Origin of the sequence: Enterobacter cloacae complex sp., from assembly GCF_900322725.1 — a bacterium.
Taxonomy (GTDB): Bacteria; Pseudomonadota; Gammaproteobacteria; order Enterobacterales; family Enterobacteriaceae; genus Enterobacter; species Enterobacter quasihormaechei.
Genome location: NZ_LT991957.1, coordinates 2126128 through 2151466, shown reverse-complemented (window position 1 = coordinate 2151466; position 25339 = coordinate 2126128). Strand labels below are relative to the sequence as shown.

Below are 25339 nucleotides of genomic sequence, written 5' to 3'. Positions count from 1 at the left end.
GGCTGCACGAAAGGCGGCAGCAAAAAACACTGTAGAGCATGGAGAGGAGCGAATGTGTAAAGCGGAGTAAAGGTAGGACGCGCAAATAAAAAAAGCCCGGCATCACACACCGGGCAAAGACGTTACCTGCACACTCAGGCCGCTTTTAATTTCTGCGCGCGGTTCTCGCGGCGAATTTTACGTTCTTCCAGCACCGCGACCATCGCCATCAGGACGATACAGCCAATCGCTGCCGCATCCAGCGCCGCGAAGGTGCCCGCCCAGCCGGTGAGGCCGAAAATCGGCGTACCGTCGGCGATCATCCCCAGGCCAAGCTTGGCGAAGCTGTCGCCGATCAGGTAGGCGAAGGTGCCTTTAATCCCATCGGCGGCGCCGATCGCTTTTTTCGGCACGAAACCTACGGCCGCCACGCCAATCAGCAGCTGAGGGCCAAACACCAGGAAGCCGAGCGCAAACAGGGACGCCAGATAAACGTACTGGTTGCTGGCGTGCTGGTAGACGCCCAGCGTGGCGATAATCAGCGCCAGCGCGACGCAGGCTACCAGCGCACGGCGGCCGTTGGCGAGATCCGAAAGCCAGCCCCACAGCAGCGTGCCGACCAGCGCGCCCACTTCGAACAGGGTGAAGCCCTGAATCGCCACCTCTTTCGAGAGCTTCAGCTCCTGGAAGGCGTATACCGTTGACCACTGGTCGATGCCGATGCGCACCACGTACAGGAAGATGTTCGAGAAGCACAGCAGCCAGATCACTTTGTTTTTCAGCACGTACTCAACAAAGATCTGCCATTTGGACATTTCGTTCTCTTCGGTCTCTTTGTCCTCTTCACTGATCTCCTCGCCGAACAGCTCTTCAGCTTTGCCGAGGCCGTACGATTCCGGGGAGTCGCTGCCGAAGCGCAGGCCGATAAAGCCGACGATCAGGGCGATAATCGACGGGAAGATAAACATGCCGATCACGTGGCCGTCGAACAGGTAGTTCGCGCCAAACAGCGCCACGCCTGCCGCACCCGCCCCGCCGAGGTTGTGGGAGATGTTCCACATGCCGAGGTACGAACCCCGCTTGCGGCGCGGCGTCCATTTGGTAATGGTGGAGTAGCTGCACGACCCGCCGGTGCTCTGGAAGAAACCGCTCAGGGCGTAGAAAGTAATCATCAGGAACAGGCTGACGGAGCCCGCGCCCATGCTGGCGCTGAAGCCGAGCATACAGATGGCGGAGAGGATCAGCATAAACGGCAGGAACTGCTTGGTGTTTTTGCCGTCCGCGTAGTAGGACACCACCGTTTTCCCCACCCCGTAAGTGATGGAGAAGCCCAGGCCAATCATCCCCAGCTGCGTCATGCTCAGCCCGTAGGTGGAGATCATGTCGTTCTGCGCGATGTTAAAGTTTTTGCGGATCAGGTACATGGTCAGGTAGCCGATGAAGACCACCAGATAAGACTGCATGAACGGTTTGAACCACATCTTGCGCCGCACGTCGAGCGGCAGATCCAGGGTCGGCTTGCGCACCTGGTTTAAGAAGGCCAGCATGGTTGGTTTACTCCTGAGCTGATTTTTGCAGCATTGTAAAAATCAGCCGGGAGAGATGCCTGAGACAGCGTCCAGGTGAAACCGGGAAAATTTCTTAGTTTTGCGCCATTCGGCAACAAAAGGTGAAGCGCGTCACGCTTCGCGCGGCGCCTGGGCGTGCAAAAACGGCAGCAGCAGCAGGGCCGAGATGCCCGCCGCGATGGCGATCGCCGCGAAGAAACCGCTCCAGTGCCAGATGTCGATCACCCGCGCCAGCGGCCAGCCGGAGAGCGACGCGCCGAGGTAGGCAAACAGCCCGACAAAGCCCGTCGCCGCGCCTGCCGCCTCTTTGTGCGAGCACTCCGCCGCCGCCATGCCGATCAGCATCTGCGGGCCAAAGACGAAAAAGCCGATGGTGAAGAAGCACGCCGCCTGCATGACGTAGCTGGCGAACGGCATCAGCCACAGCGAGCCCACGGAGAGTAAAATCCCGGCGGCAAAAATCAGGTTCATCGGGCCGCGGTTGCCGTTGAACAGCTTGTCCGATCCCCAGCCCGCTACCAGTGCGCCGATAAACCCGCCCAGCTCGAACATCGTCACCGCCGAATTAGCGGTGACCAGATCCACACCCAGCGTCTCGGACATGTACAGGTTGCCCCAGTCGTTGATGGCCGCGCGCACCACGTAGACCAGCACGTAGCAGAGGGACAGCAGCCAGATGTACGGATTTTTCAGCACGTACTTGGTGAGGATTTCCTGGCGGGACAGCCCGGCGCCCTCCTGCTGCTGGGCGATCTCCATCTCGTCGTGCCGCCAGTCGCCCACCGCAGGCAGGCCGACGGTTTGCGGCCTGTCGCGCAGGCGCCAGCAGAGGAACAGCCCGGCGACAATCGCGAGGGCACCGGCAATCATCATCCCCGTGCGCCAGCCGTAGTGCAGCGCGGCGGCGCCCACCACCATCGGGATCAGCGCCCCGCCGACGTTATGCGCGGTGTTCCAGATCGCCCACCAGCCGCCGCGCTCGTTGCGCGAGTACCAGGCGGTGAGCAGGCGGGCGCAAACCGGCGCGCCCCAGCCCTGGAAAAAGGCGTTCAGCGCCCACAGCAGAGCAAAGGCCCACAGCGAGGTGGAAAAGCCGAACAGGATGTTCACCACGCCGGTGGCGATCAGCCCAACGCCCATAAAGTAGCGCGCGTTGGAGCGGTCGCTGACGATGCCGGAGAAAAACTTCGACAGGCCGTAGGTGATGTAAAACAGCGTCGCCAGCAGGCCGATATCGGTGCGCGTCATCACGCCGCTGGCGAGGATTTCCGGCGCGGCGGCGTTGAAGCTTTTGCGGGTGAAGTAGAACAGCGCGTAGCCGAGCCAGATGGTGATCAGGATATGGCGACGCCAGTAGCGGTAGCGGGCGTCGATTTCCGCTTTGTTGCTTAACGGGGCTACGCTGGCGGGCGTTTTAAACATGATGCGTCCTTAACGGCAGGCTGACGCTGACGCGCGTCCCGTGGGTGCAGGAAAGGTTCAGCGTGCCGCCCAGCGCCTTGACGCGCTCGCGCATCCCCGCCAGGCCAAACCCCTGCTGGCCGGAGCCCGGCGGCAGGCCGCAGCCGTCGTCGTCTATCACCAGCATCAGTCGCTCGTCCTGCTGCCAGCCCTGGATCGTCACCGCGCTGGCATTGGCGTGTTTGACGATGTTGTTCAGCCCTTCCTGACAGACGCGGAACAGCGTCACGCGCTGGCCTTCGCTCAGCGCAGGCTCGTTAATACGCCAGTCGAGATGGCTGACAATGCCGCGGCTTTCGAGCTCCATCTCACGCATCAGGGAGCGTATCGCCTGCTCCAGCGACAGGTCATCAAGCTGGCGCGGACGCAGCCGTCCCAGCAAGCGGCGAACGGCATCATAGACGCCCAGCGAAAGCTGTTCGATATGCGCCCCGCCCTGCTTCACGCCCGCGTTATCCGCCGCCAGACGCTGGACGATGCCCGCCTGCGTGCGGATGGCGGTAATGGTCTGGCCGATATCGTCGTGCAGCTCGCGAGCCACTTCCTGACGCACGCTCTCCTCGGTTTCCAGCAGACGCTCCGCCAGACGACGGTTGCGCGCCAGCTCGGCTTGCAGGGACTGGTTCAGCTCACGCAGACGCTGAATGCCCGCCCCGAGCAGCAGCCCGGTCAGGCTCTGGGCCAGCAGCGAGAGCAGCAGATCCACCGGATGATCGTGCCAGGTCTGGCTGGCGATCAGCGCGATGGCGTTCATCAGCGTGGCGATCAAAGCGCCCTGCCAGCCGTAGTGCCAGGCCAGAGCGATAATCGGCAGCGCCAGACAAAACGGCGTGAAGCGCGATAATTCAGCGGGCAGACCCAGCTGTAGCCACAGGCTCACGACAAACAGCAGCAGATACCAGATCAGGTGCCGGGCGCGCCAGTTCACCGGCTGGGAGACCAGCGCCGGGCCGAGGGGCTGCCAGACGGTGCTGGTAAGGTAGTGCCAGATCACAAGGCAGGTCGGGGCCAGCGTCAGTCCGCCGGTCAGGGTCAGCAGCAGGGCGTTGAGCACCTCCTTTTCGCCCATCCACGGCAGAGACTGCAACAGCGCGGCGGCAATCAGCGCCGCCCCCTGACGCAGCAGCGTGCGCCAGTCGCGCTGGTGGCGGTAGCGGGAAATCAGGGCAACGGGGAGAAGCGTGAGCAGGCTTCCGGTCATCAATAAGGGAAGATGCGCGAGGGCCACCTCCTGCGCCAGCCAGACCAGCATCAGCCACTCCGCGCCCAGCAAAACGGGCCAGTATCCGCGCGGGCACTGGAGCATTAATCCCAGACGCAGGCCAAAGGGAAACAGCAGCACCGCCAGCTCCGGGCGTTCCACCAGGTGCAGGCTGATGCTCCACAGGCAAAACCACGCGGCGGAGAAGATAAAAAAGCTGGCAGCGACGGCGATCAGCCTTGAAAACAGGGAGTTCATTGCCAGCTGTCGAACATGCGGCGCGCCAGCTCAACGTCGTTGCTGACGTTGAGTTTTTCCATCAGGTTGGCGCGATGAACGTGTACGGTTTTGGGCGACAGGCCCAGTTCTACGGCAATCTCTTTTACCGACATGCCCTGGGCAAGCTTCTCCGCCACCTGGCGTTCGCGTCTGGTGAGCGGATCCTGCCGTCCGGCCGCCAGCTTGATGGCGATATCCGGCGTCAGGTAGCAGCCGCCGGTAGAGACAGTGCGCACGGCGGCAATCAGCTCGTCCGGGCTACAGCGTTTAGAGAGGAAGCCGCGCGCGCCCGCGTTGAGCGCCTGCTCGACCAGCGCCGGGCTGTCGTGGACCGATAGCATGATCGTCGCCATCCCTTTCGGCAGCTGGCTCAACAGCTCCAGCCCGGAGAGATCCGGCATCGAGATGTCGCAGATACAGACCTGCACCCCGCGCCCCGGCAGGCCCGCCAGCGCCTCGCGCCCGGAGCCAAACTCGGCCACAACCTGAAAATCCGGTTCGAGGTTGAGGAGCTGGGCAAAGCCGGAGCGGACGATAAGGTGGTCGTCGATGAGAGCGATGGTGGTCATGTGTGTTCCTGCGGTCTGAAATGCCGGATGGCGGCGTAAACGCCTTATCCGGCCTACGTGTAACGTCCTTGTAGGCCGGATAAGCGCAGCGTCATCCGGCAAAAGCCTCTTACCTTAAGTGATTTACTCGAAAAACACCGCAATTTTGTTAAACATGGTGGGATCGGACTGGTTGCGCGCCACTTTGGTGACGTCCTCCAGCTTGTCGATCTGCGCCATCATCTGCTCCAGACGCTGGTCGTCGTTCACCAGTAGCCAGATGCGGCTGTGCTCGCTGCCCTGAATCGGCAGACACAAAATACCTTCGACGTTAAACGCCCGGCGGGCAAACAGCCCGCAGACGTGCGTCATTACGCCAGGGTGGTTGCGGACGGTGAGTTCCAGAATGACGTTATCATGTTGTTTCTGCATGGCTTATTCCCCCACCATCTCAGTATTGGCCGCACCCGGCGGCACCATCGGATACACTTTTTGCTGCGCGTCGATACGCACGTGGATCAGCGCCGGGCCCGGACGAGCAATCGCCTCCTGCAACGCCGCGTGGGCATCGTCTTCGGCGTTCAGATCGCAGGTGTGCAGGCCAAAACCGGCGGCAATCTGCATGAAGTTGATCGTCCCCGGATAGGTCGCGGCAAACACGCCCTGCTTGTAGAACAGGCTCTGCTGCTGGTGCACCAGGCCCAGCGCCTCGTTGTTCATCAGGATGATTTTGACGTCCAGCTGGTTTTCGGCCGCGGTCGCCATTTCCTGAATGTTCATCATCAGGCTGCCGTCGCCGGAGAAGCAGATGACCTTGCGGTCCGGGTTGGCGAGCGCCGCGCCAACCGCCGCCGGCAGGCCGAAGCCCATGGTGCCGAGGCCGCCGGAGGTCAGCCACTGGCGCGGGCGGTTCAGCGGATAGGCCTGCGCGGTCCACATCTGGTGCTGGCCGACGTCGGTGGTGATGATCGCGCTGTCGTCCACGCAGGCGGCTACGGCGTTGATCAGCCCGTAGTGGCTCAGCGGGTCGCCCTCGGTTGGGATGGCGCCCGGGAACTCGCGTTGCAGATCGGCCACCAGTTTACGCCAGTCGGTGCGGTCAGCTGCGTCCGTCTGCGGGATCAGCTGCGCCAGCACGTCGGCCACGTCGCCCTGAATCGCCACGTGCGGCTGCTTGATTTTACCCAGCTCGGCGCGGTCGATATCCACATGAATAATTTTGGCGTTCGGGCAGAACTCCTCGGTTTTGCCAATCGCCCGGTCATCAAAACGTGCACCCATAACAATCAGCAAATCCGCCTCTTGCAGGATGTAGTTGGTGCTGCGCGCGCCGTGCATGCCCAGCATGCCTAAAGACAATGGGTGCGCTTTAGGCAGCATGCCCAGCGCCATCAGGGTCATCGTGGTCGGCAGGCTGGCTTTTTCCGCGAACGCACGGATTTCATCCGCGGCGTTAATCGCCCCGCCGCCCAGATAGAGCACCGGACGTCTGGCGGCGTTAATCATGGCGGCGGCGTCGCGCACGCTCTCAGCGCTGAATTCCGGCGCGGGGGCACGCTCGCCCGGCGCAGGCAGCACGTCGATCTCGATCTCTGCGGTCTGTACGTCCTTAGGAATGTCTATCCACACCGGACCCGGGCGGCCAGACTGCGCAATGCGGAACGCATCGCTGATCACCTGAGGCAGCTCGCTGATATCGCGAACTAAATAGTTATGTTTGGTGATGGGGATAGAGATGCCGTAGGTATCCACTTCCTGGAACGCATCGGTGCCGATCATCGAGGACGGTACCTGGCCGGTAATGCAGATCAGCGGAATGGAGTCGAGACGCGCGTCGGCGATGGCGGTCACCAGGTTAGTGGCGCCCGGCCCGCTACAGGCCATACACACCGCAGGTTTGCCATGGGTACGCGCCATGCCCTGAGCGATAAAACCGGCTCCCTGCTCGTGACGCGCCAGCACGTGGCGGATCTGTGTGCTTTGACTTAACGCATCATACAGCGGCAGCACGGTTCCACCCGGGATACCCGCAACCGTGGTGATGCCCTGTCGTTCCAGTAAATGAACAATCAGCTGCGCGCCTGTAAAACGCGTCTTTGTGGATGTTGTGCCCGAACTTGCCATGCTCCAGTCCTTTTCTTCTGAGCCAGCCTTCCGGGGAGGGTCCTAAACGAAAAACCCCGCCCGGTTTGCGCCGGCGGGGTTTTGGATTCGTGTGTTGATCCAGTCCCTACGGCGCATTGCCGACGACCACCACCACACGCACGACGACCACTGCGGCTGGTTGCGCAGTTTTTAGTAGGGTCGAAGTGAAGATGGATGAAGTCATTGGGGACCTGTGTTTGGAATCATTGATTGAATTTATACAAACACAGGTTTTCGGGCGTGACAATGGAAATATTTTCATCTGCGCAAAAATGCGTCAGGGATCACGTTTCGTTTGTTGGGTGATGAAACCATATAAAGGCTTTTATCTCACTCAATAAACAGCGCAGGCGAAACGCCAAAGCGGGCCGCCAGTTTTTTTATATGGTTCAGTGTGAGCTGACGCTGCCCATTGAGTACCCTTGAAACCATTGATTTACTACCTATTTCGTCCTGAAAATCCGAAATAGTGAGTTTGTGCTGATCCATAAGCGTTCTTAACACCGCAATCCCCACGGGAACAGATTCCATCTCCTGGCGTAGCGCGACAATTTCAGGCCGGTTTGCTTCGTAGCGGCTGATTCTCGCACATACAATATCCAGTAAAGGGCTGCCAGGTTCATGCATGAGCAGATACTCAACCAGCTCAAGTGCGTCCTGGTAATCCTTCTCGTTAGGATGTTCACCCAGCAGAGGAACAGCCGCAACAAGGTCATGCGTAGCTTTTAGTGCATCAGCAACGATCATCATTTCTTCCCCTTAGTGCGATGTTTCTCCGTAAAACGGTCATATTCCTTTTGAGTAAAAACATGGCGCACATAAAACTTTTGGCTTTCAAAGAAAATGAGAGCCACTACTCTGAGATTGTTATTTGCAATATCAATAACATAATGCTTATCGAGATACTTGAAGTTATCCAGCGTTGGAAACAGTTTTCTTAGCGCAGCAGGCGTCGGGCAATGGCTTTTTTCGATAACTCTTCCCAAAAAGAGAAGTTCATCCCTGTATTGTGGAAACTGGCTTACCGCCTCACAAATTGCCTTCATTGAGATTAAATGCATACTGCATGCCTGCCGCGTCCGTTGCCATAATGGCAACAATAACATGCATTGCCAATATGTCAACGCCCGTCAATTTTTTGTCTAACCTCAGAAAACAAAAAACCCCGCCTAAGCGAGGTTTTTTTCAGGGTTTTGCGGTTGGTCGCCGCAGAACACACTGTGTTACGTCAACGCGAAAAGTATACGCGATCGAAGACGAACGCGCAATTCCGGCACGGATTTTGACGTTTTTGAGTATGGATCGCCTTCCAAATTTTGTCCATAAAATACTGTTCATGCATACAGTATTTATCTATACTGAGGGTGTTCGCAGTGAGCGAGGGGGCCGCAGTTTACCGGCGCAACGAAGTCCTGGCTGAAACGGGTGGTGCCGTCAGTGCCTTAACCCCTGAAGTGAGCACACTGTGTTACGTCAATCCAGGTGCTGGCCACAGGCGGCGGAAAGGTACGCCAGCATCGTGCTCCTTTTAACCAAAAGGAGACGCGTATGAGCGTCGTGGATATGGTCATACTTGTCCTCAAACTCATTGTTGCTGTATTGCAACTGCTTGATGCTGTCCTGAAATACGTTCGGTGATTCAGGTTCAAGTCGCACCTGAGAGGGGCGGGCAACCGCCCCTCTTTAATAACGAGGGAATGCTATGTCGCGTCTGTTAATTGAGCCTGTTACGCCTGATGAGCCGGGCTATATCGCCCTGAAGGCCGAGAGTATCGCGTTGAATTTCAACATGCTGCGCCGGCTGGAAGAGAACTGGCTGCGGGGTGAAAACCGCTTTAATGCCCCGGGTGAAAAGCTGCTGGGGGCGTTTCTTAACGGCAAGCTGGTGGGCGTGTGCGGTCTTAATCGCGATCCGTTCAGCCAGCAGCCGCGCGCCGGACGTATTCGTCATCTCTATGTCAGCGAAAAGTGCCGCGGGCTGGGCATTGGAAAGCAGCTTTTGACCGTGGTGATGGCGGATGCCAGCATCTGGTTTGATTTTCTTAATACCCATGCGCCGGAAACTGCGTACGGATTTTATCATCGGGCGGGCTTCAGGCTGGTGTCAGACGAACCCCGGGTCACGCACCGCCTTTTTTGCGCAGTGTAAGCGTCTGGCAGCATCCAAGGGTGAATGTTACAGTTGGATGACATTTCACCATTTGAAACGCCATGACCATCACCGTTTTTTGCATTTTACTGTTCGCCGCACTGCTGCATGCCAGCTGGAACGCCATCGTTAAGGCCGGAACGGACAAGCTCTACTCTGCGATCGGCGTCAGCGGTTCAGCCGCGCTTATTGCCCTGATTTTACTGCCTTTCTCTCCCCAGCCGACGGCTGCAAGCTGGCCCTATTTGTTCGTCTCCTGCGCGTTACAGGTGGTGTATACGGTACTGGTGGCAAAAACCTATCAGGTCTCCGACATGAGCCAGACCTATCCGCTGATGCGCGGTACCGCCCCGCTGCTGGTGGCGCTGATCAGCGTGCTGGCGCTTGGCGACCACCTCGCCTGGCTTGCCTGGTCCGGTATCGGCGTCATTTGCCTGTCAATTCTGGCGATGGCGATGAATGGCCGCATGCAGTCGCGCAAGGGGATCTGGCTGGCGCTGCTGAACGCCTGTTTTATCGCCGGGTATACGCTGGTGGACGGCACCGGCGTGCGGTTATCAGACTCGGCGCTGGGCTACACGCTCTGGACCTTCTTCATGAACGGCTTCTGCCTGCTGAGCTGGGCGATGGTAGCCCGCCGCCGTGAAGCGTCAGCCTATCTGCGCCTGCACTGGAAAAAGGGGCTACTCGGCGGCGTCGGGACGATGGGATCTTACGGTCTGGCGCTTTGGGCGATGACGCAGGCGCCGCTGGCGGTGGTCGCGGCGCTGCGTGAAACCTCGATTCTCTTCGGCGCATTAATCGCATTTGTGCTTTTAAAAGAGAAAGTTGCTGGCCTGCGCATCGCGGCGGCGCTGGGTATAGCCGCCGGTGCGGTCCTGCTGCGTCTGGCGTAATTCGCTGGCAACATTAGTTGCCGATCTTGTTTACAAATCCTGCCTTCACGCCCTCTGTCATTCATCACAGTAATGCTTAAATTGTCATCTCACTGTGGTAGATTCCTCGCGCATTTATGGGAATGCGTAGTCACTTATTCTTTATTTCTCTCTTTTGGCAAAAGTATTCAGCGACATGAAAAAGCAACGGAACGTGAACTTATTGTTGATGCTGGTGTTACTGGTAGCCGTCGGGCAGATGGCGCAAACCATCTATATTCCGGCGATTGCCGATATGGCAAAAGATCTAAACGTCCGCGAAGGGGCGGTACAGAGCGTGATGGCAGCCTACCTGCTGACCTATGGCGTTTCACAGCTGGTTTATGGTCCCCTGTCCGATCGCGTCGGGCGTCGCCCGGTCATTCTGGTGGGCATGAGCATTTTCATGGTGGCGACGGTCATTGCCATTACCACCCATAGCCTGACCGTACTGATTGCCGCCAGCGCTCTCCAGGGTGTTGGCACCGGCGTCGGCGGGGTTATGGCGCGTACCCTGCCGCGAGATATGTATCAAGGCACCCAGCTTCGTCACGCCAACAGCCTGTTAAACATGGGTATTCTGGTGAGCCCGCTGCTCGCGCCGCTGATCGGTGGCCTGCTGGACACCGTGTGGTCCTGGCGCGCCTGTTACGCCTTCCTGCTGGTGCTGTGCGCGATCGTCACCTTCAGCATGGCGCGCTGGATGCCGGAAACACGTCCGCAGGACGCGCCGCGCACGAAGCTTATCGCCAGCTATAAAACGCTGTTCGGCAACGGGTCGTTTACCTGTTATTTATTGATGCTGATCGGCGGCCTGGCGGGCATTGCCGTGTTCGAAGCCTGTTCCGGCGTGCTGCTGGGCGCAGGCCTTGGCCTGAGCAGCATGGTGGTGAGTATCCTGTTTATTCTGCCGATCCCGGCGGCGTTCTTCGGCGCATGGTTCGCCGGACGTCCGAACAAACGCTTCTCCACGCTGATGTGGCAGGCCGTGATCAGCTGCCTGCTGGCCGGGCTGATGATGTGGATCCCGGGGCTGTTTGACGTGATGTCGGTCTGGACGTTGCTCGTTCCGGCTGCGCTGTTCTTCTTCGGCGCGGGCATGCTGTTCCCGCTCGCCACCAGCGGCGCAATGGAGCCGTTCCCGTTCCTCGCGGGTACCGCTGGTGCCCTGGTGGGCGGTTTGCAGAATATCGGTTCCGGCGCGCTCGCCTGGCTCTCCGCGATGATGCCGCAGACCGGGCAGGCTAGTTTAGGCTTGCTGATGACCCTGATGGGGCTGCTGATTTTGCTGTGCTGGCTGCCGCTGGCGTCGCGTGTCTCGCATCACGAACAGCCTGTTTAACCGCATGATGGCCCGGCTTCTCGCCGGGCTTTTCACACCCGGGCGCAATCATCGCCTGCAATAGCCGCTCTGGCGCAGGACGCCACGCCCCCTCTTCCCCGTCATAAAACTGAACATCGGCGTTTATCGCATACGGAATAGCAGCCTTTTGCAGCTCGCACGCCATAAACGTGGCAAACGCCATCTGCGAGGCGGTTGGCGTCAGGGTTTTCGACTCGCCCACACCCCAGCCACCTACCCAACTCACGTGCCCGGTTTTTTGTTGCCAGCGCAGGGCGGCGTTGATTCGGTTGCGAATAGCCGTTTTCTCCGCCGCGGTTCCGGACGTCCACGGGTATTTGCCGTTCGTTTTCAGCGGCCCCCACGGGAATATATGCCACTCTGCCAGCAGGTAATTCTGGCTGTGCGCGGGCAGCTTCAGGCTGGATAAATCCTCCGGCGCGGCGCGCAGGCGAGGTGCGATAAAAATCATGCGGCTGGCATCAATGGCGTGAATGCCTTTGATCGCTTTCTCATACACCCGGTTGAGGGAAACCATGTTGTGGTTGAGCTTGTCCGCCGGTTCGTAGATCAGGTCAAACCCCAGCAACGGCGAACGCTGACCAAAATAATGCGCCACGGCAATCCACCAATCAATCACCGCTTTTTCGGTATCCGCTTTCGGGTCGTTTTTATATTCATCTGCCTGATAAGCGACGATAGGGATGATACCGTATTGCTCGCAGGCCTCCACCAGCTTGCGCAGGTGAATCAGTCGTGCTTCCGTAGGTTCGCCCGCCACACGAATGCGGACATGACGTATGCCTTTCGCCCGAAAATCACGGACCACCAGCGGATCAAACTCGCGGATACCGCGCTCGGTGCGGGCCCAGTCGACGTCCATCCCGACACCCAGCATCTGCGCGTAACGGGCAGCCGTCAGCGGCGGCTCAGCGGCACAGGCCCAGCCGGAAGCGATCGCTAACACGGTGACAATGAAAGGCTTCAGCACGTCGCACCTTGCGAAAATCAAATCGTTAGCCTGTATTTAGCACGCTTTTTCGCATTTGGTGTAGAGCCAAAGCGTAATAATTCTTCAGTTCGCCCGCTCTTTCAGCCAGCCGATAAAGGCGTCAATTTTTGGCCATTGCCGGCCCGAAAGCGTTGAGACGTAGTAGTGCTGATGACATTTAAGCGTCTTTTCGCCGAAAGGGGCAATCAGCTCGCCGCACGCGAGATGCTTTTGCACCAGCCTTTTTCGCCCCATCGCAACGCCGGCGTGGTGCGTCGCAGCAATAATCGCCAGATCCGCACGGTCGAACCCAATCCCGGATGAGGGCGGCATATTCACGCCAAAATGCGTCGCCCAGCTTGACCATTCATCCGTGGCGGAATCGTGGCTCCAGGCCTGACGGTCATGGAGCAGCGTGCAGCGGTGAAGGTTATCGGGATTTTGCGCCAGCGCGTGCTCCCTGGCATATTCCGGTGAGCAGACCGGCAGGATCGCTTCATCCATCAGGAAGTGATAACCGAGCCGCTTCGGCGGTGAATCATCGAAATAGAGCGCCAGATCGACGCCCGTTCGCTGCATATTCACGTCTTCATTGCCCGTCAGCACGTTCAGCGAAATAGACGGATAGCGTTGGGTAAAGTCGCCAAGCATCGGCACCAGCCAGCACTGGGCGATCGATGGACGGGAATAAACCGTCAGCGTGCCCGACAGCGCCTGGTTTTTAATGTCCAGTACCTCCTGGTTCAGCGCGTCGAGCGAGGATTTTAGCGTCCAGTACACGCGCTTCCCCTCCTGCGTCAGCTCAACTTTGCGGTGCGAGCGTGTAAACAGCTGAATGCCCAGCTCGTCTTCCAGCAGGCTGATGCGGTGGCTTACCGCGCTGGGGGTCAGGGACAGCTCAGCGGCTGCCAGCGCAAAAGATTCATACCGGGCAGCCGCTTCAAAGGTATGCATTTTGGACAGCTGCCAGCCGTTTAGCCGTCGCTTATCTTCCACCATCGCCCTCATCTCTTCGTGGTTGGTTCAATCTGGTTCACCTGAAACGCAATTTATATCATTTGTCAGTATGCCTCTTTTTTATGCTTAATACCGGATGAACCCCCTTGCGAAGAGATGGACGATGAAAAGCGCAACGATCAACGCGTTAACCGCACGGTTTCCTCTGGTTGAGGATCTGATTGCCCTGAAAGAAACCACCTGGCTCAACCCGCGTACCACGACGCTGGCTGAAGGGTTGCCCTATGTCGGGCTGACCAAAGCCGACGTTGACGACGCCCACGCGCGCCTGCAACGCTTCGCGCCGTATCTGGCGAAAGCCTTCCCGGAAACGGCGGCTGCGGGCGGAATTATCGAATCTGAACTGGTCGCCATTCCGGCAATGAAAACGCGTCTGGAGCAGGAATATGGCGTAACGATCCCCGGCACGCTGCTGCTGAAAAAAGACAGCCATCTGCCGATTTCCGGCTCCATTAAAGCGCGCGGCGGCATTTATGAAGTGCTGGCTCACGCGGAAAAACTGGCGCTGGCCTCAGGCTTGCTCAAGCTGGATGACAATTACAGCATTCTGCTGGAGCCGCGCTTCAAGGACTTCTTCAGCCAGTACAGCATCGCCGTGGGCTCAACCGGCAACCTCGGGCTGTCCATCGGCATCATGAGCGCGCGCATCGGCTTTAAGGTCACGGTGCATATGTCTGCCGACGCCCGTGAATGGAAAAAAGCCAGGCTGCGCAGCCACGGCGTGACCGTCGTGGAATACGAGCAGGATTACGGTGTGGCGGTGGAGCAAGGGCGCAAAGCAGCGGAAAGCGATCCGAACTGCTTCTTTATTGACGATGAGAACTCCCGCACGCTGTTCCTGGGCTATGCGGTGGCGGGCGAGCGCCTGAAAGCGCAGTTTGCCGCACAGGGGCGCGTGGTGGACGCTGAACATCCCCTAAACGTCTATCTGCCGTGCGGCGTCGGCGGCGGGCCCGGCGGCGTGGCGTTTGGCCTGAAGCTGGCCTTTGGCGACAGCGTGCACTGTTTCTTCGCCGAGCCTACGCACTCGCCATGCATGCTGCTGGGTGTCCACACCGGTCTGCACGATGAGATCGCCGTACAGGATCTGGGTATTGATAACGTGACGGCGGCGGACGGGCTGGCGGTAGGCCGCGCGTCCGGCTTCGTGGGTCGCGCGATGGAGCGTCTGCTTGACGGGTTCTTTACCCTCTCCGATCAGAGCATGTATAACCTGCTCGGCTGGCTGGCACAGGAGGAAGGCATTCGCCTGGAGCCGTCGGCGCTGGCGGGGATGGTGGGGCCGGTACGGATAAAGTCAGATGCCAACACGACGCACCTGGTCTGGGCAACCGGCGGCGGCATGGTGCCGGATGACGAGATGGCGAATTATCTGGCGAAAGGGAAGTAATTATGCCGGGCGGCGGCTGCGCCTTACCCGGCCTACAGGTGCAAAATTTGTCGAATATGGGTTACCGCAAACAGCAGCGACAGGGACAACACGGCCAGCGCGATCAGGAACTTATCCCGCACCGCCCCTGGCTGTGCGAAATCACTGCGCGCGACGTCCATCAGGTTACGGCTGCGGGTATAGCGCCATAAAATAATGGCTACCAGCGCCAGCACAACGATGGAGATCCAGAATGGCATCCCCGTGCGGTGCCAGTTGTGCTTAATGGCAAGCGCAATCAGCGCGCCATACCCCAGCAGCGTGCGTAGCCAGGCCAGCGAGGTACGCTCCGGCTGAAGCCCGGGGTCTGCTTCCCGCCGCGCTTTGCGGCTATCCGGCATAGAACACCAGTAACATCACGATGCCAGCCACCAGCAGCAAAATCGTACTGATGATAAGCAAACCGCGCGTGTAAGGGAGATCCTGCTTCAGACGCATCGCCTTTTCGTTGCGCAGCCACCGCAGGTAGCCGTAGATCGCCAGCACGCCGGCTAACAGACACAGCAGCAGGGACAGCGCTTCGCGGATCAGCGGGGTGGCAAAATCAGGGGCGAGCTGATCAAGGCCAACGCCTGCGGCCAGAAAGCCCAGGGCAGTACGGATCCACGCTAAAAATGTACGCTCGTTAGCCAGTGAGAAGCGGTAATCCGGTGCTTCACCGAGGCGGGAAATGTTCATGAAGGTTCCTTGTCGTGCCAGAAGCAGGCTTCAGCATAGCGTAAATTAACGGAGACAAGGAGACCGGCATCGGGTAATGCCGGTCAGCGAGGCTAGCCCATTCCCCAGAACAGCACCGCCAGTAGCTGTGGGGTAATGATGCGCAGAAACATCACCAGCGGATAAACCGTGGCGTAAGACAGCGCCGCCGCGCCGCTGGTGGCGTGCAGGTTATTAGCGAACGCCAGCGCGGGCGGATCGGTCATAGAGCCAGCCAGCATGCCGCACAGCGTGAGATAGTTCATTTTAGCGAACATACGCGCCAGTAATCCGACCGTTATCAGCGGGATGGCGGTAATAAATATGCCGTATCCTACCCAGCTCATCCCTTCGCCGTTCACCAGGGTATCGACAAAATCGCCGCCGGATTTCAGCCCCACCACCGCCAGAAACAGCACAATGCCTAACTCCCGCAGCGCCAGGTTAGCGCTCGGGGGCATAAACCAGTAGAGCTTACCGATGGAGCCGATACGCCCGAGGATCAGCGCCATAATGAGCGGCCCGCCAGCCAGACCCAGCTTCAGCGCTACCGGGAAGCCGGGCACGTACAGGGGGATGGAGCCAAGCATCACCCCAAGCCCGACACCGATAAAGACCGGCAGCATCTGCACCTGCTGGAGTTTTTGCTGCGCGTTTCCCACCATGTCCGCTACGGCATCAATGGATGACGGACGCCCGACCAGGTTGAGAATATCACCGAATTGCAGGCTCGCATCCTGGCTGGCCACCAGCTCCACGCCGGCGCGATTAAGACGGGAGATCACCACGTCATAGCGCTCTTTAACCTGTAAATCACGTATTTTCTTGCCCAGCACCTTCTCATTGGTCACCACCACGCGCTCCACGCGCATATCCGTTCCACGGGTCGAGAGCGAGGTATCTACTTCCTGACCAATCACCAGCCGGGCATTGTTTAAATCCGCCGGTTGCCCTACCAGATGCAGAAGATCGCCGTGTTGAATAAGGGTATCGGGCGAAGGCACCATCAGCGTGTCATCGCGTTTCAGGCGTGAACAGATAATGGTCGCGCTGTTCAGAATGGGAACATCCTGTATCGCCATATTGTTCAGGTTGGGGTTTTCGACGCGAATGTTGATGGTTTTAATGAGCGCATGGCCGTTGGTCAGGGTGCTTTCATGCTCCTTCGCCTCCTGTTCAACGTTAACGCGGAACAGCACGCGCACCAGCCACATCGAGAGCAAAATACCGCAAATACCAAACGGATAGGCCATGGCGTAGCTCATCCCCATCTGATCGACGACATCAGCCGGGATACCCAAATCGCGCAGAATTTGCTGACCCGCCCCGAGCGCAGGCGTGTTAGTGACGGCTCCGGAGAAAATACCCAGCACGACGGGCAACGGAATAGCGAAGAGTTTATGCAGGATCGCGGTGACCAGCCCACCCATCACAACAATGCCGAAAGCAAAGAGATTAAGGCGTAAACCGGAGACGCGCAGCGAAGCGAAGAAACCCGGACCCACCTGAATACCGATGGTATACACAAAGAGGATCAGGCCAAATTCCTGAATGAAATGCAGCATATCGGCGCTGAGCACCCACCCAAGCTGGTCGGCAAAATGACCAACAAAAATCCCGCCGAACAGCACCCCGCCGATACCAAACCCGACGCCGCGGATTTTGATATTCCCCAGCCACAACCCGACTACCGCGACAAGGGCCAACACGCTCACGGTTAACGCGATATCACTCATGATCCACATCCTGTGTATAACCATAGTTATACTAAGGATTCTCTCAGAGCCAGCGGCGGCTGTATGGGGGATGGCGCACAAAAAAGCCCTGCCGGGGCAGGGCTTGGTGCAGTCTGTGGGTAGTGTCGGTTGGCGGCTGCGCCTTACCCGACCTACAGGTTCGGCAGGTTTTGCGCAGCCTCTACCCGACAAAAAATGTATTAGCTATTCAACGCCGGACGTTCGCTAATGGCGATGCGCTGCGGCGCAATGGCTTCGGGCACGTTACGGGTGAGGTCAATATTCAGCAGCCCGTTGGTGAACGTCGCGCCAGACACTTCCATATGGTCTGCCAGCGTAAAGCTCAGGCTGAACGGCTGAGTGACAAGCCCCTGATGCAGCCATTTGGTCTCGGTGTCTGGTTTTTCCGGCGACCCTTTCACGGTCAGGCGCGTGCCCTCAAGCTGGATGTCGAGATCTTCCTGACGGAACCCGGCCAGCGCGAGCGTGATGCGGTAGTGATTATCATCGCTTTTTTCGATGTTGTACGGCGGAAACGTCTGCTGTTCGGTCGCGCTTTGCAGCGCGTTAGCCAGTTTGTCAAAACCGATCCACTGACGCAGCAGAGGGGAAAAATCATAGTTACGCATACTAAATCTCCTTCTGAGAAGCGAGTTCGGCACAGTTTAATTTTGTGCGCAGTTGTACCTGCAAACCCTTACGGATTCGCATATGCTCCCTTTACGGCAAGCAATTTCAGGTGGGCCGCGTTAGCGACCCGCATAATTAGTTGATTTCGATACGGCGTGGTTTTTTCTCTTCCGGAATCACACGTTCCAGTTCGATAAACAGCAGGCCGTTCACCAGGTTCGCGCCCTTGACGTGGATGTTCTCAGCCAGCTGGAACTTGCGCTCAAAGTTGCGCTCTGCGATGCCCTGGTAGAGGTAGGTTCGTTCTTTCTGCTCGCCCGCATGGGAGCCTTTCACCACCAGCAGATTGTCCTGGGCGGTGATCTCCAGTTCGCTCTCTGCGAAACCGGCGACAGCAATCGCAATGCGGTAGTGGTTTTCGTCAACCAGTTCAACGTTGTAAGGAGGATAGCCGTTGCTCTGGCTCTGGTTGTTTTCTAAGTGGTTGAACAGACGATCAAAACCAATGGCAGAACGGTATAGCGGAGAGAGATCGAAGTTACGCATAGATAAAAGCTCCTGAAATCAGCGAGAAAATGTAGCCTTCCACCATGGACAGGCTTCCGTTCCCCCGAACACCCATCAGGCGTGTCCGTTATCGGGGTACATCCTTAAAATGGGTCTGGAAACGGGCTTTTCAAGCGTATTAATGCGAGATTTTTTTGCACTTTGCTGGATGTCGCATAGACTCAGGGGCACAGCACAAAGGGTTAAATTGCGATGGCGACCACAGTGCAGATGTTTTGGACTGTCCATTTTGGACGCGCCTCGCTATAACCCTGAGTTGCAGGTCAATGCCGTGCTACTAAAGATGACTGAGTGATGATGAGAAATGTTCTGATTAAGCTGGCGACGTTCAGCGGGGTTGTTTTACTTTGCGGGTGTTCGAGCGTGATGTCGCACACCGGCGGTAAAGAAGGAACATATCCGGGGACGCGCGCCAGTGCCGCCATGATCTCTGATGATGAGACAAACTGGGGTACCAAATCTCTGGCGATTCTTGATATGCCGTTTACGGCGGTTGCCGATACGCTTCTGCTGCCGTGGGATATGTTCCGCACCGATAGCTCAGTGCGCTCGCGCGTTGAGAAAAGCGAGCAGGAGACGCTGGCAACCAACTCCGTCATCCCGCCCGCAGAGATGCCCCCGCGCTAATTCCGTGCGGTTTCCGTTAGCCACAGCTGGCGGAAACCGTCCTTCTCTTCCATCCACGCGATAAAACGCCCGTCCGGGGAAAAAACCACTGCGTCAGCAGACGGCGGATTGCCATGATCGGACGTCAAAAACGTCACCTCTCCGGTCTGCGCATCGCAGCAGGCAATGCGGCTTTCGAGCACAAACCCAAGTGTGCGGCCAGAAGGATGCCAGTTAAAGGCCGACTGGATATCACTCTCACTGCGGGTCAACTGGCGCGGCTCGCCGCCCTCAGGTGAGATAAGCCACAGTTGCACAACGCCGTTATCGTCCCGCATTAAAAACGCAATCTGCGTCCCCTGCGGATTGCTGCGCACCCAGTGGCGCGGCACGTTCACCAGCCCCGGATACGCCTTCTGATGGGTGAAGGTTAAGCGGCGTTGCGTGATGCCCGCAGGAGGCGCGGGCATCGTCTCAGGCGTTCCCTGCAACGGCGCCTCGCCCGCCCGTTTCCAGCCCTGCTCATCTTTGGGGAGTTCCACAATAAACAGTTCAGGCACCTTTTCGCCTTTCGCAGACACCGTATCGCCGATAAACGCCAGCCTGTCGTTGCCCACCCAGCCCTCTTCATAGGCGCGGTTAATCTCATCGCTGCCCGGTTGCGGGTTCGGCGTTGTACGGCTTACCAGCACGCTCCAGAAGGTGCCAGCATATTCCCGCGGATGGTTCCCCTGTGGGTTTACCGGGCCGAAAGGCGCAGCTACCCCGACGTTACGCAAATCCAGCTTTGGATCGCGCTCGTGCAGCACATGGTCGTTGTAGGTAAAGCTGACGAACTGCCCGTTCGGGCTAAAAACGTGGACGTGGCTGCCGCCACGCAGCGCACCAGCCGTGTAAGGCGCGGTGATATCCATCGCATCGAGATTGCTCACCTCGCCGTTGTGCGCAATCACTCCCTGACGATGGTGAAAATCATACTGCCAGTCTGCATCGGGGTTTTTCGGGCCGTGGATAAATACATATTTATCCTCAGCAGGATGAACGGTTACCACGCCGACATGCGCGCCGTCAGCGGCACGGTAGATCACCTCAACCTCACCCGTACTGACATTGACCCGCTCAATGGTTTTACCGGTAAACGACGCGCCGGATGGCCGCACGTCATAGACAAGCCACTGGCTGTCTGGGGTCCAGGTGTTGATATTGGTGAGTTGGTGGTGGCGGGAAGCGAAGGTGATTTGTTTCATAAGGATACCCTGATGCGCGGTTATCGCATCAGGGTAAAACATCCTAAGGCGTTAGCCTACTCGTTTCACGTCGCCCACCAGCAGGATGTAGGAGAGCGCGCCGATCAGCGCCACGGCAGAGATATACACCAGAGCCGGACCAAAGCCGTAGTCCTGCGCAAGGTAGCCGATGACCAGCGGCACGGTGATCCCGCCCAGCCCGCCAACGAAGTTAAACACGCCACCGGTCAGGCCGATAAGACGCATCGGCGCCAGGGACGACACCAGAGACCAGGTGATGGAGGCAAAGCCGTTCCCGAAGAATGCCACCGCCATAAGGGTCATGATCCACACCGGATCGTTGGTGTAGTTCGCCCCCATGATGCAGGTAGAGATCAGCAGCCCGCAGATAATCGGTGTTTTACGCGCCACGCCCAGCGAGAAGCCTTTTTTCACCAGCTTGTCCGCCAGCCAGCCCGAGAGCAGTACGCCGAAGAAGGCCGCCAGGAACGGCACGGTGGTCATAAAGCCCGCCTTCAGCGCGGTGATCCCTTTTTCCTGCGTCAGGTAGTTCGGGAACCAGGTGAGGAAGAACCACAGCGTGGAGGTCACCGCGAACTGTCCCAGATACACGCCCACCAGCTTACGGTGGAAGACCAGCTTCCAGTCCGCTTTGGTTAAAGGCTGACGCGCCTCTTTTTTCATCGGGGCATCGCCATCTACCAGACCGCCACCGTCGCGGATGTAGTCCAGCTCGGCTTTGGTGATGCTTTTGGTCAGACGCGGCGGCTGATACACCTTGAACCAGATGAGCGACCAGATAATGCCGATCCCGCCGGTGACGATAAACACCCAGTGCCAGCTCAGCAGCTCCTGGATCCAGATTAACAGCGGCGTCAGAAATGCCAGGCCCACAAACTGCCCGGAGGTGTAAAAGCCTACGGCAGAGGCACGCTCATGTTCCGGGAACCAGCTGGTCACCATGCGGTTGTTGGTTGGGAACGCGGGTGCTTCAAACACCCCGGTGATGGCGCGCAGGCCAATCAGCGACATCAGCCCGGTGGCGAAGCCCTGGAACAGGGTCGCCACGGACCAGCCCAAAATAGCGATAAAGTAGGTCAGACGCGATCCCACGCGGTCAAGGAACCAGCCGCCGGGGATCTGACAGAGCGTATACAGCCAGGCAAACGCCGAGAAGACATAGCCCATTTCCGCTTTGGTGATGCCGAACTCTTCCTGGATATGAGCCGATGCCACGGCGAGGTTGGCGCGGTCGACATAGCAAATGACCACGGTAATAAAGATCATCATCAGCGTCAGGTAACGGCGACGCCCGGTTTTTGCAGCAGTAACTGGAATATCCATCGCAATCTGTCTCCAGATTTTGGGCATAGCGAAGCCGCTCACCATGCCCTGTAATTTACAGAGGGTTATATTTTTGTATGTATGTTTTTTTGCCCGGTGGCGCTTCGCTTACCGGGCCTACGGGAGAGTAGGCCGGATAAGCGTAGCGCCATCCGGCTTTACCACTCGGCTACGGAACCGTCCTCATGACGCCACAGTGGGTTACGCCAGTCCGGCGTATTTTTACTCAGCTCAATGACTTTGGCTTCGTCAATTTCCACGCCAAGGCCCGGCTTCGTTAACGGTTTAAAGAAACCGCCTTCCATGCTGAAGTCTTCTTTGTTTTTCACAAAGTCGAGCAGCTCCGCGCCCTTGTTATAGTGAATGCCCATGCTTTGTTCCTGGAACACCGCATTGCGGGAGACGAAGTCCACGTGCAGACAGGCTGCCAGCGCAATCGGCCCAAGCGGACAGTGCGGCGCCAGCGCCACATCGTAGGCTTCTGCCATGCCGGCAATTTTGTAGCATTCGGTGATGCCGCCCGCGTGGGAGAGGTCCGGTTGCAGGATCGCAATGCCGCCCGCTTCCAGCACGCGTTTAAACTCGAAGCGCGAGAACATGCGTTCACCCGCCGCGATGGGAATGTGCGTCTGTTCTGCCAGTTTTGGATAGTATTCCGCCTGCTCGGCCAGTACAGGCTCTTCGATAAACAGCGGGCGATACGGCTCCAGCTCTTTAATCAGCACTTTGGCCATCGGCGCGCTGACGCGGCCGTGGAAGTCCAGGCCAAACTCAATCTCGTTGCCGAAAGCCTCACGGATTTGCGCCACGGTGTTCACCGCCCGGTCTACTGCGCGCGAGTTGTCGATAACGCCCATCTCTTCGCAGCCGTTGAGTTTGAAGGTGTCAAAACCAATGTTGCGCAGCTGGCGGATACCGTCAATGACTTCCGCAGGGCGGTCGCCGCCCACCCAGCTGTAGGCTTTGATTTTGTCACGCACCAGGCCGCCCATTAATTGCCAGACCGGGGCATTCAGCACTTTGCCCTTGATATCCCACAGCGCCTGGTCGATACCGGCGATGGCGCTCATCAGGATCGGACCGCCACGGTAAAATCCCGCCCGATACATGACCTGCCACAGGTCGTTGATGCGCGCCGGATCCTGGCCAATCAGGTATTCACCCAGCTCGTGAACCGCGGCTTCAACCGTACGCGCACGGCCTTCAATCACCGGCTCGCCCCAGCCGACCACGCCTTCGTCGGTTTCGATTTTCAGGAACATCCAGCGCGGGGGTAAACGGTACGTGGTGAGTTTGGTTATTTTCATTGCACTGCCTCTCGATACGCTTTCACAAATGCTGTCGCCTGCCGGGCGGTACGCTCAACGGACTGGCCTGCACGATAGAGATCGCTGCCCAGCCCCGCGCCCACACAGCCCGCGTTTATCCACTGCACCAGGTTTTCCGGCGTGACGCCGCCCACGGCAAAGACCGGCACGCTGGCGGGTAAGACCGCCTTCAGCGCTTTGATGTAATCCGGACCAAAAGCCGACGACGGGAAAATTTTGAGCGACTGTGCGCCCGCATCGAGAGCGGCAAAGGCTTCTGTGGCCGTGGCGCACCCCGGGCAAACGGTCATGCCGTAATCCACCGCTCGGCGGATAACCTCGGGATTGATATTGGGTGTGACGATAAGCTTGCAGCCCATTTTCGCCAGGTCATCCACCTGCTCCGGCTGCAACACGGTTCCTGCGCCAATCAGCGCCTTATCACCAAACGCCGCCACCACTGCCGGAATACTTTTTTCCCACGCCGGTGAGTTGAGCGGGATTTCCACCGCGTCGAACCCGGCGTCGATAACCGCGCCAACGTGCGCTAACGCCTCGTCGGGTGTGATGCCGCGCAAAATCGCGATAAGGGGAAGATCAGTTTGCCACTGCATGAGCGATGCTCCTTATGCCTGCCTGAAATGCCGTGTCGCCCTCCACCGCGGCAACATCCCGTCCGATAGCGTGGAACGCCTGGCGGTAACGAGACGTCAGCGATGAACCCGCGACGAGCGTGATGGTCTGCTGCCCGGCGAACGCGTCGCTCAGGGTGGCGACTTCGGCGCCAATCAGCAGGCCGGACAGAAATTCGCTAACCTGCTCGCGCGGAAGATTTCCCAGCACGTGCGAGGCGCGAACCTCAAAAAGTTGCGGCAAAACGGCAGGAGATGCGATCCCGCGCTCAAGCCCGGCGGCAAACGCCTCCGGCGAAGGGTTCTGCTCCGGCAAACCGGCCCCTACCAGCGAATGCGTAAGCAGCAAATGATGCAATTCGCCGGTCATCACGGTGCGAAAATCATGAATTTGCTCAGCATCCGCCTGGACCCATTTGCAGTGCGTCCCGGGCATGACGTAGACAGAAGAAGCAGAAAGGGTGCGCGCCCCGAGCAGCTGCGTCTCTTCGCCGCGCATCACGTTTTGGTTATCGTCGCGAGAGACGCATAAACCGGGAATAATCCAGACATTGTCGCCAACGGACGTTAACTGCTCACCAACGGAGGCGAAATGAACCGGAACCGACAGGTAAGGTGCCACCTTCCAGCCCACGTTACTGCCAACCATTCCGGCCATCACCACTGGCGTATTACCGTCGCGCCAGCTTTGTGTCACCTCTGCTAACACCGCTTCAGGGGATTTACCGTTCAGACGCGTGACGCCTGCTTCCGATTGCCTGCTTTCCAGGCACTGCTCGCCCTGGTAGAGCCAGGCGCGCAGATTGGTCGATCCCCAGTCAATTGCGATGTAGCGTGATGTCATGTGATTTCCTTCAACCTTCGTGTCGAGCTGGCGATCATGGTTAGCGCCGCCTGCTCTGCCGCATCGCCGTCCTGATGCCGTATCGCATCGAACAGCGCTTTATGTTCCTGAAGCGTTTTCGGCATGTTGGCCTCATCGCCCATCCAGGTACGTTCAAATACTGCTCGCTGTAGCGAGCTGATCGCCACGCTAAGCTGCTGTAAAACCGGGTTATGCACCGACTGCAATACCGCCTCGTGATAGCGAATATCCGCTTCGTTGAACGCCTCTCGATTCTGGTTATTGGCGATCATGTCGTTCAACGCTGACTCAATCTGTGCCAGGTCACCAGACGTTGCGCGCTCTGCTGCCCAGCGGGCGATGGCCGGTTCCACCAGATTTCGGACTTCGCTCATCGCGCCGATAAGCCGTGGGTCGTAGTCGTTTTCCAGTACCCATTGCAGAACATCGGTATCGAGGTAGTTCCACTGGTTACGCGGCGCAACAAACGCCCCGCGATAGCGCTTCATTTCAATCAGACGCTTCGCCATTAGCGAGCGGAACACTTCCCGGATGATGTTGCGCGAGGTTTCAAACTCTTCGCACAGTTCGGCCTCTGCTGGCAGCGGCGAACCGGGAACGTATTTGCCACCCACAATCTGGGTGCCCAGCGTGATGACAATGCGATCGGTTTTATTGAGTGTCATGGAGAGTCCTTGTGCTCTGTA

28 protein-coding genes and 1 other annotated feature are annotated in these 25339 nt (G+C 58.4%); of the genes, 6 read left to right on the top strand and 22 right to left on the bottom strand.

What is annotated here, in order from left to right; genetic code table 11:
- Positions 1 to 134: 134 nt before the first annotated feature.
- The 9 genes from uhpT to DBR02_RS10720 form a co-directional block, all read right to left on the bottom strand.
- Complete coding sequence (gene uhpT / locus DBR02_RS10760) at positions 135 to 1526, bottom strand: hexose-6-phosphate:phosphate antiporter (protein WP_107534337.1); 1392 nt, start codon at positions 1524 to 1526, stop codon at positions 135 to 137.
- Between the two features lie 132 nt (positions 1527 to 1658).
- The gene (locus DBR02_RS10755) at positions 1659 to 2969 is read right to left on the bottom strand and encodes an MFS transporter (RefSeq protein ID WP_107534335.1); all 1311 of its coding nucleotides are present in this window, start codon (positions 2967 to 2969) and stop codon (positions 1659 to 1661) included.
- Positions 2962 to 4467, bottom strand: a complete 1506-nt coding sequence (uhpB, locus tag DBR02_RS10750) for a signal transduction histidine-protein kinase/phosphatase UhpB (RefSeq protein ID WP_107534333.1) — start codon at positions 4465 to 4467, stop codon at positions 2962 to 2964. The genes DBR02_RS10755 and uhpB overlap by 8 nt, the downstream gene beginning before the upstream one ends.
- Positions 4464 to 5057 (bottom strand): transcriptional regulator UhpA, encoded by a 594-nt coding sequence (gene uhpA / locus DBR02_RS10745; protein WP_003861054.1) that lies wholly within the window; start codon positions 5055 to 5057, stop codon positions 4464 to 4466. The genes uhpB and uhpA overlap by 4 nt, the downstream gene beginning before the upstream one ends.
- Positions 5058 to 5180: 123 nt before the next feature.
- Positions 5181 to 5468: an acetolactate synthase small subunit gene (gene ilvN / locus DBR02_RS10740; RefSeq protein ID WP_010426528.1), complete on the bottom strand. Its 288-nt coding sequence runs from the start codon at positions 5466 to 5468 to the stop codon at positions 5181 to 5183.
- 3 nt (positions 5469 to 5471) lie between these two features.
- Complete coding sequence (gene ilvB / locus DBR02_RS10735; protein WP_107534332.1) at positions 5472 to 7160, bottom strand: acetolactate synthase large subunit; 1689 nt, start codon at positions 7158 to 7160, stop codon at positions 5472 to 5474.
- A gap of 106 nt (positions 7161 to 7266) precedes the next feature.
- Positions 7267 to 7365, bottom strand: a complete 99-nt coding sequence (gene ivbL / locus DBR02_RS10730) for an ilvB operon leader peptide IvbL (RefSeq protein ID WP_057979964.1) — start codon at positions 7363 to 7365, stop codon at positions 7267 to 7269.
- 146 nt (positions 7366 to 7511) lie between these two features.
- Entirely contained in the window at positions 7512 to 7928 is a 417-nt protein-coding gene (locus DBR02_RS10725) for a helix-turn-helix domain-containing protein (RefSeq protein ID WP_063452214.1), read from the bottom strand.
- Positions 7928 to 8242, bottom strand: coding sequence for a type II toxin-antitoxin system HigB family toxin (locus DBR02_RS10720; protein ID WP_107534330.1), 315 nt, complete (start codon positions 8240 to 8242; stop codon positions 7928 to 7930). The genes DBR02_RS10725 and DBR02_RS10720 overlap by 1 nt, the downstream gene beginning before the upstream one ends.
- 487 nt (positions 8243 to 8729) lie before the next feature.
- Between DBR02_RS10720 and tisB the strand changes: the two genes are divergently transcribed.
- From tisB to emrD, 4 genes are all read left to right on the top strand, one after another.
- Positions 8730 to 8819, top strand: a complete 90-nt coding sequence (gene tisB, locus DBR02_RS27150; protein WP_017383683.1) for a type I toxin-antitoxin system toxin TisB — start codon at positions 8730 to 8732, stop codon at positions 8817 to 8819.
- Positions 8820 to 8883: 64 nt separating this feature from the next.
- Positions 8884 to 9330 carry a GNAT family N-acetyltransferase gene (locus DBR02_RS10710; protein WP_107534328.1) on the top strand — a complete coding sequence of 149 codons (447 nt, stop codon included), beginning with the start codon at positions 8884 to 8886 and terminating at the stop codon, positions 9328 to 9330.
- A gap of 62 nt (positions 9331 to 9392) precedes the next feature.
- Entirely contained in the window at positions 9393 to 10226 is an 834-nt protein-coding gene (locus tag DBR02_RS10705) for a DMT family transporter (protein ID WP_107534326.1), read from the top strand.
- Positions 10227 to 10401: 175 nt separating this feature from the next.
- On the top strand, positions 10402 to 11586 hold the full coding sequence (gene emrD, locus DBR02_RS10700; protein ID WP_107535638.1) for a multidrug efflux MFS transporter EmrD: 1185 nt from the start codon (positions 10402 to 10404) through the stop codon (positions 11584 to 11586).
- Here the strand turns inward: emrD and DBR02_RS10695 are convergent.
- Together DBR02_RS10695 and dsdC are read right to left on the bottom strand one after the other, a co-directional pair.
- Positions 11489 to 12577 carry a cellulase family glycosylhydrolase gene (locus tag DBR02_RS10695; protein ID WP_063868639.1) on the bottom strand — a complete coding sequence of 363 codons (1089 nt, stop codon included), beginning with the start codon at positions 12575 to 12577 and terminating at the stop codon, positions 11489 to 11491. The genes emrD and DBR02_RS10695 overlap by 98 nt on opposite strands.
- Before the next feature lie 84 nt (positions 12578 to 12661).
- Complete coding sequence (gene dsdC, locus DBR02_RS10690) at positions 12662 to 13576, bottom strand: DNA-binding transcriptional regulator DsdC (RefSeq protein WP_233157736.1); 915 nt, start codon at positions 13574 to 13576, stop codon at positions 12662 to 12664.
- A gap of 121 nt (positions 13577 to 13697) precedes the next feature.
- Between dsdC and dsdA the strand changes: the two genes are divergently transcribed.
- Positions 13698 to 14984, top strand: a complete 1287-nt coding sequence (dsdA, locus tag DBR02_RS10685; RefSeq protein ID WP_107534324.1) for a D-serine ammonia-lyase — start codon at positions 13698 to 13700, stop codon at positions 14982 to 14984.
- A gap of 32 nt (positions 14985 to 15016) precedes the next feature.
- On the opposite strand, the gene DBR02_RS10680 is transcribed toward dsdA, so the two are convergent.
- The 5 genes from DBR02_RS10680 to ibpA all read right to left on the bottom strand — a co-directional run bounded on the left by DBR02_RS10680 (position 15017) and on the right by ibpA (position 18631).
- Entirely contained in the window at positions 15017 to 15364 is a 348-nt protein-coding gene (locus DBR02_RS10680; RefSeq protein ID WP_107534323.1) for a DUF202 domain-containing protein, read from the bottom strand.
- The gene (locus tag DBR02_RS10675; protein WP_063452060.1) at positions 15354 to 15701 is read right to left on the bottom strand and encodes a YidH family protein; all 348 of its coding nucleotides are present in this window, start codon (positions 15699 to 15701) and stop codon (positions 15354 to 15356) included. Before DBR02_RS10675 ends, DBR02_RS10680 begins: the two co-directional genes overlap by 11 nt.
- Before the next feature lie 92 nt (positions 15702 to 15793).
- A complete protein-coding gene (locus tag DBR02_RS10670; RefSeq protein ID WP_032608144.1) occupies positions 15794 to 17455 on the bottom strand; it encodes a putative transporter in 1662 nt (553 codons plus the stop codon).
- 200 nt (positions 17456 to 17655) lie between these two features.
- Complete coding sequence (gene ibpB, locus DBR02_RS10665) at positions 17656 to 18084, bottom strand: small heat shock chaperone IbpB (protein ID WP_006808781.1); 429 nt, start codon at positions 18082 to 18084, stop codon at positions 17656 to 17658.
- A 136-nt stretch (positions 18085 to 18220) separates the two neighbouring features.
- The gene (gene ibpA / locus DBR02_RS10660; protein WP_003861094.1) at positions 18221 to 18631 is read right to left on the bottom strand and encodes a small heat shock chaperone IbpA; all 411 of its coding nucleotides are present in this window, start codon (positions 18629 to 18631) and stop codon (positions 18221 to 18223) included.
- Positions 18625 to 18698, bottom strand: a sequence feature (ROSE (Repression Of Heat Shock gene Expression) occurs in the 5'-region of heat shock genes and acts as an RNA thermometer to modulate expression.). (Overlaps the previous gene by 7 nt.)
- A gap of 248 nt (positions 18699 to 18946) precedes the next feature.
- On the opposite strand from ibpA, the gene DBR02_RS10650 reads away from it, so the two are divergent.
- The gene (locus DBR02_RS10650; RefSeq protein ID WP_063868628.1) at positions 18947 to 19279 is read left to right on the top strand and encodes a YceK/YidQ family lipoprotein; all 333 of its coding nucleotides are present in this window, start codon (positions 18947 to 18949) and stop codon (positions 19277 to 19279) included.
- Here DBR02_RS10650 and DBR02_RS10645 read toward each other — a convergent pair.
- The 6 genes from DBR02_RS10645 to dgoR all read right to left on the bottom strand — a co-directional run bounded on the left by DBR02_RS10645 (position 19276) and on the right by dgoR (position 25318).
- Positions 19276 to 20505, bottom strand: a complete 1230-nt coding sequence (locus DBR02_RS10645) for a DUF3748 domain-containing protein (protein WP_173937193.1) — start codon at positions 20503 to 20505, stop codon at positions 19276 to 19278. The two genes, DBR02_RS10650 and DBR02_RS10645, sit on opposite strands and share 4 nt — an antisense overlap.
- Positions 20506 to 20556: 51 nt before the next feature.
- Complete coding sequence (locus tag DBR02_RS10640; protein ID WP_107534320.1) at positions 20557 to 21894, bottom strand: MFS transporter; 1338 nt, start codon at positions 21892 to 21894, stop codon at positions 20557 to 20559.
- Between the two features lie 113 nt (positions 21895 to 22007).
- Entirely contained in the window at positions 22008 to 23156 is a 1149-nt protein-coding gene (gene dgoD / locus DBR02_RS10635) for a galactonate dehydratase (RefSeq protein ID WP_063868621.1), read from the bottom strand.
- Entirely contained in the window at positions 23153 to 23770 is a 618-nt protein-coding gene (locus DBR02_RS10630; RefSeq protein ID WP_107534319.1) for a 2-dehydro-3-deoxy-6-phosphogalactonate aldolase, read from the bottom strand. Before DBR02_RS10630 ends, dgoD begins: the two co-directional genes overlap by 4 nt.
- On the bottom strand, positions 23754 to 24632 hold the full coding sequence (locus DBR02_RS10625) for a 2-dehydro-3-deoxygalactonokinase (RefSeq protein WP_107534317.1): 879 nt from the start codon (positions 24630 to 24632) through the stop codon (positions 23754 to 23756). Before DBR02_RS10625 ends, DBR02_RS10630 begins: the two co-directional genes overlap by 17 nt.
- The gene (gene dgoR / locus DBR02_RS10620; RefSeq protein WP_003861109.1) at positions 24629 to 25318 is read right to left on the bottom strand and encodes a D-galactonate utilization transcriptional regulator DgoR; all 690 of its coding nucleotides are present in this window, start codon (positions 25316 to 25318) and stop codon (positions 24629 to 24631) included. The genes DBR02_RS10625 and dgoR overlap by 4 nt, the downstream gene beginning before the upstream one ends.
- Positions 25319 to 25339 lie beyond the last annotated feature (21 nt).

Coding starts and splice junctions, on each gene's coding strand:
- dgoR (WP_003861109.1), bottom strand. CDS start 25,318: ATGACACTCAATAAAACCGATCGCATTGTCATCACGCTGGGCACCCAG.
- ibpB (WP_006808781.1), bottom strand. CDS start 18,084: ATGCGTAACTATGATTTTTCCCCTCTGCTGCGTCAGTGGATCGGTTTT.
- DBR02_RS10670 (WP_032608144.1), bottom strand. CDS start 17,455: ATGAGTGATATCGCGTTAACCGTGAGCGTGTTGGCCCTTGTCGCGGTA.
- DBR02_RS10650 (WP_063868628.1), top strand. CDS start 18,947: ATGATGAGAAATGTTCTGATTAAGCTGGCGACGTTCAGCGGGGTTGTT.
- uhpB (WP_107534333.1), bottom strand. CDS start 4,467: ATGAACTCCCTGTTTTCAAGGCTGATCGCCGTCGCTGCCAGCTTTTTT.
- DBR02_RS10675 (WP_063452060.1), bottom strand. CDS start 15,701: ATGAACATTTCCCGCCTCGGTGAAGCACCGGATTACCGCTTCTCACTG.
- dsdC (WP_233157736.1), bottom strand. CDS start 13,576: ATGGTGGAAGATAAGCGACGGCTAAACGGCTGGCAGCTGTCCAAAATG.
- DBR02_RS10705 (WP_107534326.1), top strand. CDS start 9,393: ATGACCATCACCGTTTTTTGCATTTTACTGTTCGCCGCACTGCTGCAT.
- DBR02_RS10710 (WP_107534328.1), top strand. CDS start 8,884: ATGTCGCGTCTGTTAATTGAGCCTGTTACGCCTGATGAGCCGGGCTAT.
- DBR02_RS10625 (WP_107534317.1), bottom strand. CDS start 24,632: ATGACATCACGCTACATCGCAATTGACTGGGGATCGACCAATCTGCGC.
- DBR02_RS10645 (WP_173937193.1), bottom strand. CDS start 20,505: ATGAAACAAATCACCTTCGCTTCCCGCCACCACCAACTCACCAATATC.
- ilvB (WP_107534332.1), bottom strand. CDS start 7,160: ATGGCAAGTTCGGGCACAACATCCACAAAGACGCGTTTTACAGGCGCG.
- DBR02_RS10640 (WP_107534320.1), bottom strand. CDS start 21,894: ATGGTGAGCGGCTTCGCTATGCCCAAAATCTGGAGACAGATTGCGATG.
- uhpA (WP_003861054.1), bottom strand. CDS start 5,057: ATGACCACCATCGCTCTCATCGACGACCACCTTATCGTCCGCTCCGGC.
- ivbL (WP_057979964.1), bottom strand. CDS start 7,365: ATGACTTCATCCATCTTCACTTCGACCCTACTAAAAACTGCGCAACCA.
- ibpA (WP_003861094.1), bottom strand. CDS start 18,631: ATGCGTAACTTCGATCTCTCTCCGCTATACCGTTCTGCCATTGGTTTT.
- uhpT (WP_107534337.1), bottom strand. CDS start 1,526: ATGCTGGCCTTCTTAAACCAGGTGCGCAAGCCGACCCTGGATCTGCCG.
- tisB (WP_017383683.1), top strand. CDS start 8,730: ATGAGCGTCGTGGATATGGTCATACTTGTCCTCAAACTCATTGTTGCT.
- dsdA (WP_107534324.1), top strand. CDS start 13,698: ATGAAAAGCGCAACGATCAACGCGTTAACCGCACGGTTTCCTCTGGTT.
- ilvN (WP_010426528.1), bottom strand. CDS start 5,468: ATGCAGAAACAACATGATAACGTCATTCTGGAACTCACCGTCCGCAAC.
- DBR02_RS10720 (WP_107534330.1), bottom strand. CDS start 8,242: ATGCATTTAATCTCAATGAAGGCAATTTGTGAGGCGGTAAGCCAGTTT.
- DBR02_RS10630 (WP_107534319.1), bottom strand. CDS start 23,770: ATGCAGTGGCAAACTGATCTTCCCCTTATCGCGATTTTGCGCGGCATC.
- DBR02_RS10725 (WP_063452214.1), bottom strand. CDS start 7,928: ATGATCGTTGCTGATGCACTAAAAGCTACGCATGACCTTGTTGCGGCT.
- emrD (WP_107535638.1), top strand. CDS start 10,402: ATGAAAAAGCAACGGAACGTGAACTTATTGTTGATGCTGGTGTTACTG.
- DBR02_RS10680 (WP_107534323.1), bottom strand. CDS start 15,364: ATGCCGGATAGCCGCAAAGCGCGGCGGGAAGCAGACCCCGGGCTTCAG.
- DBR02_RS10755 (WP_107534335.1), bottom strand. CDS start 2,969: ATGTTTAAAACGCCCGCCAGCGTAGCCCCGTTAAGCAACAAAGCGGAA.
- dgoD (WP_063868621.1), bottom strand. CDS start 23,156: ATGAAAATAACCAAACTCACCACGTACCGTTTACCCCCGCGCTGGATG.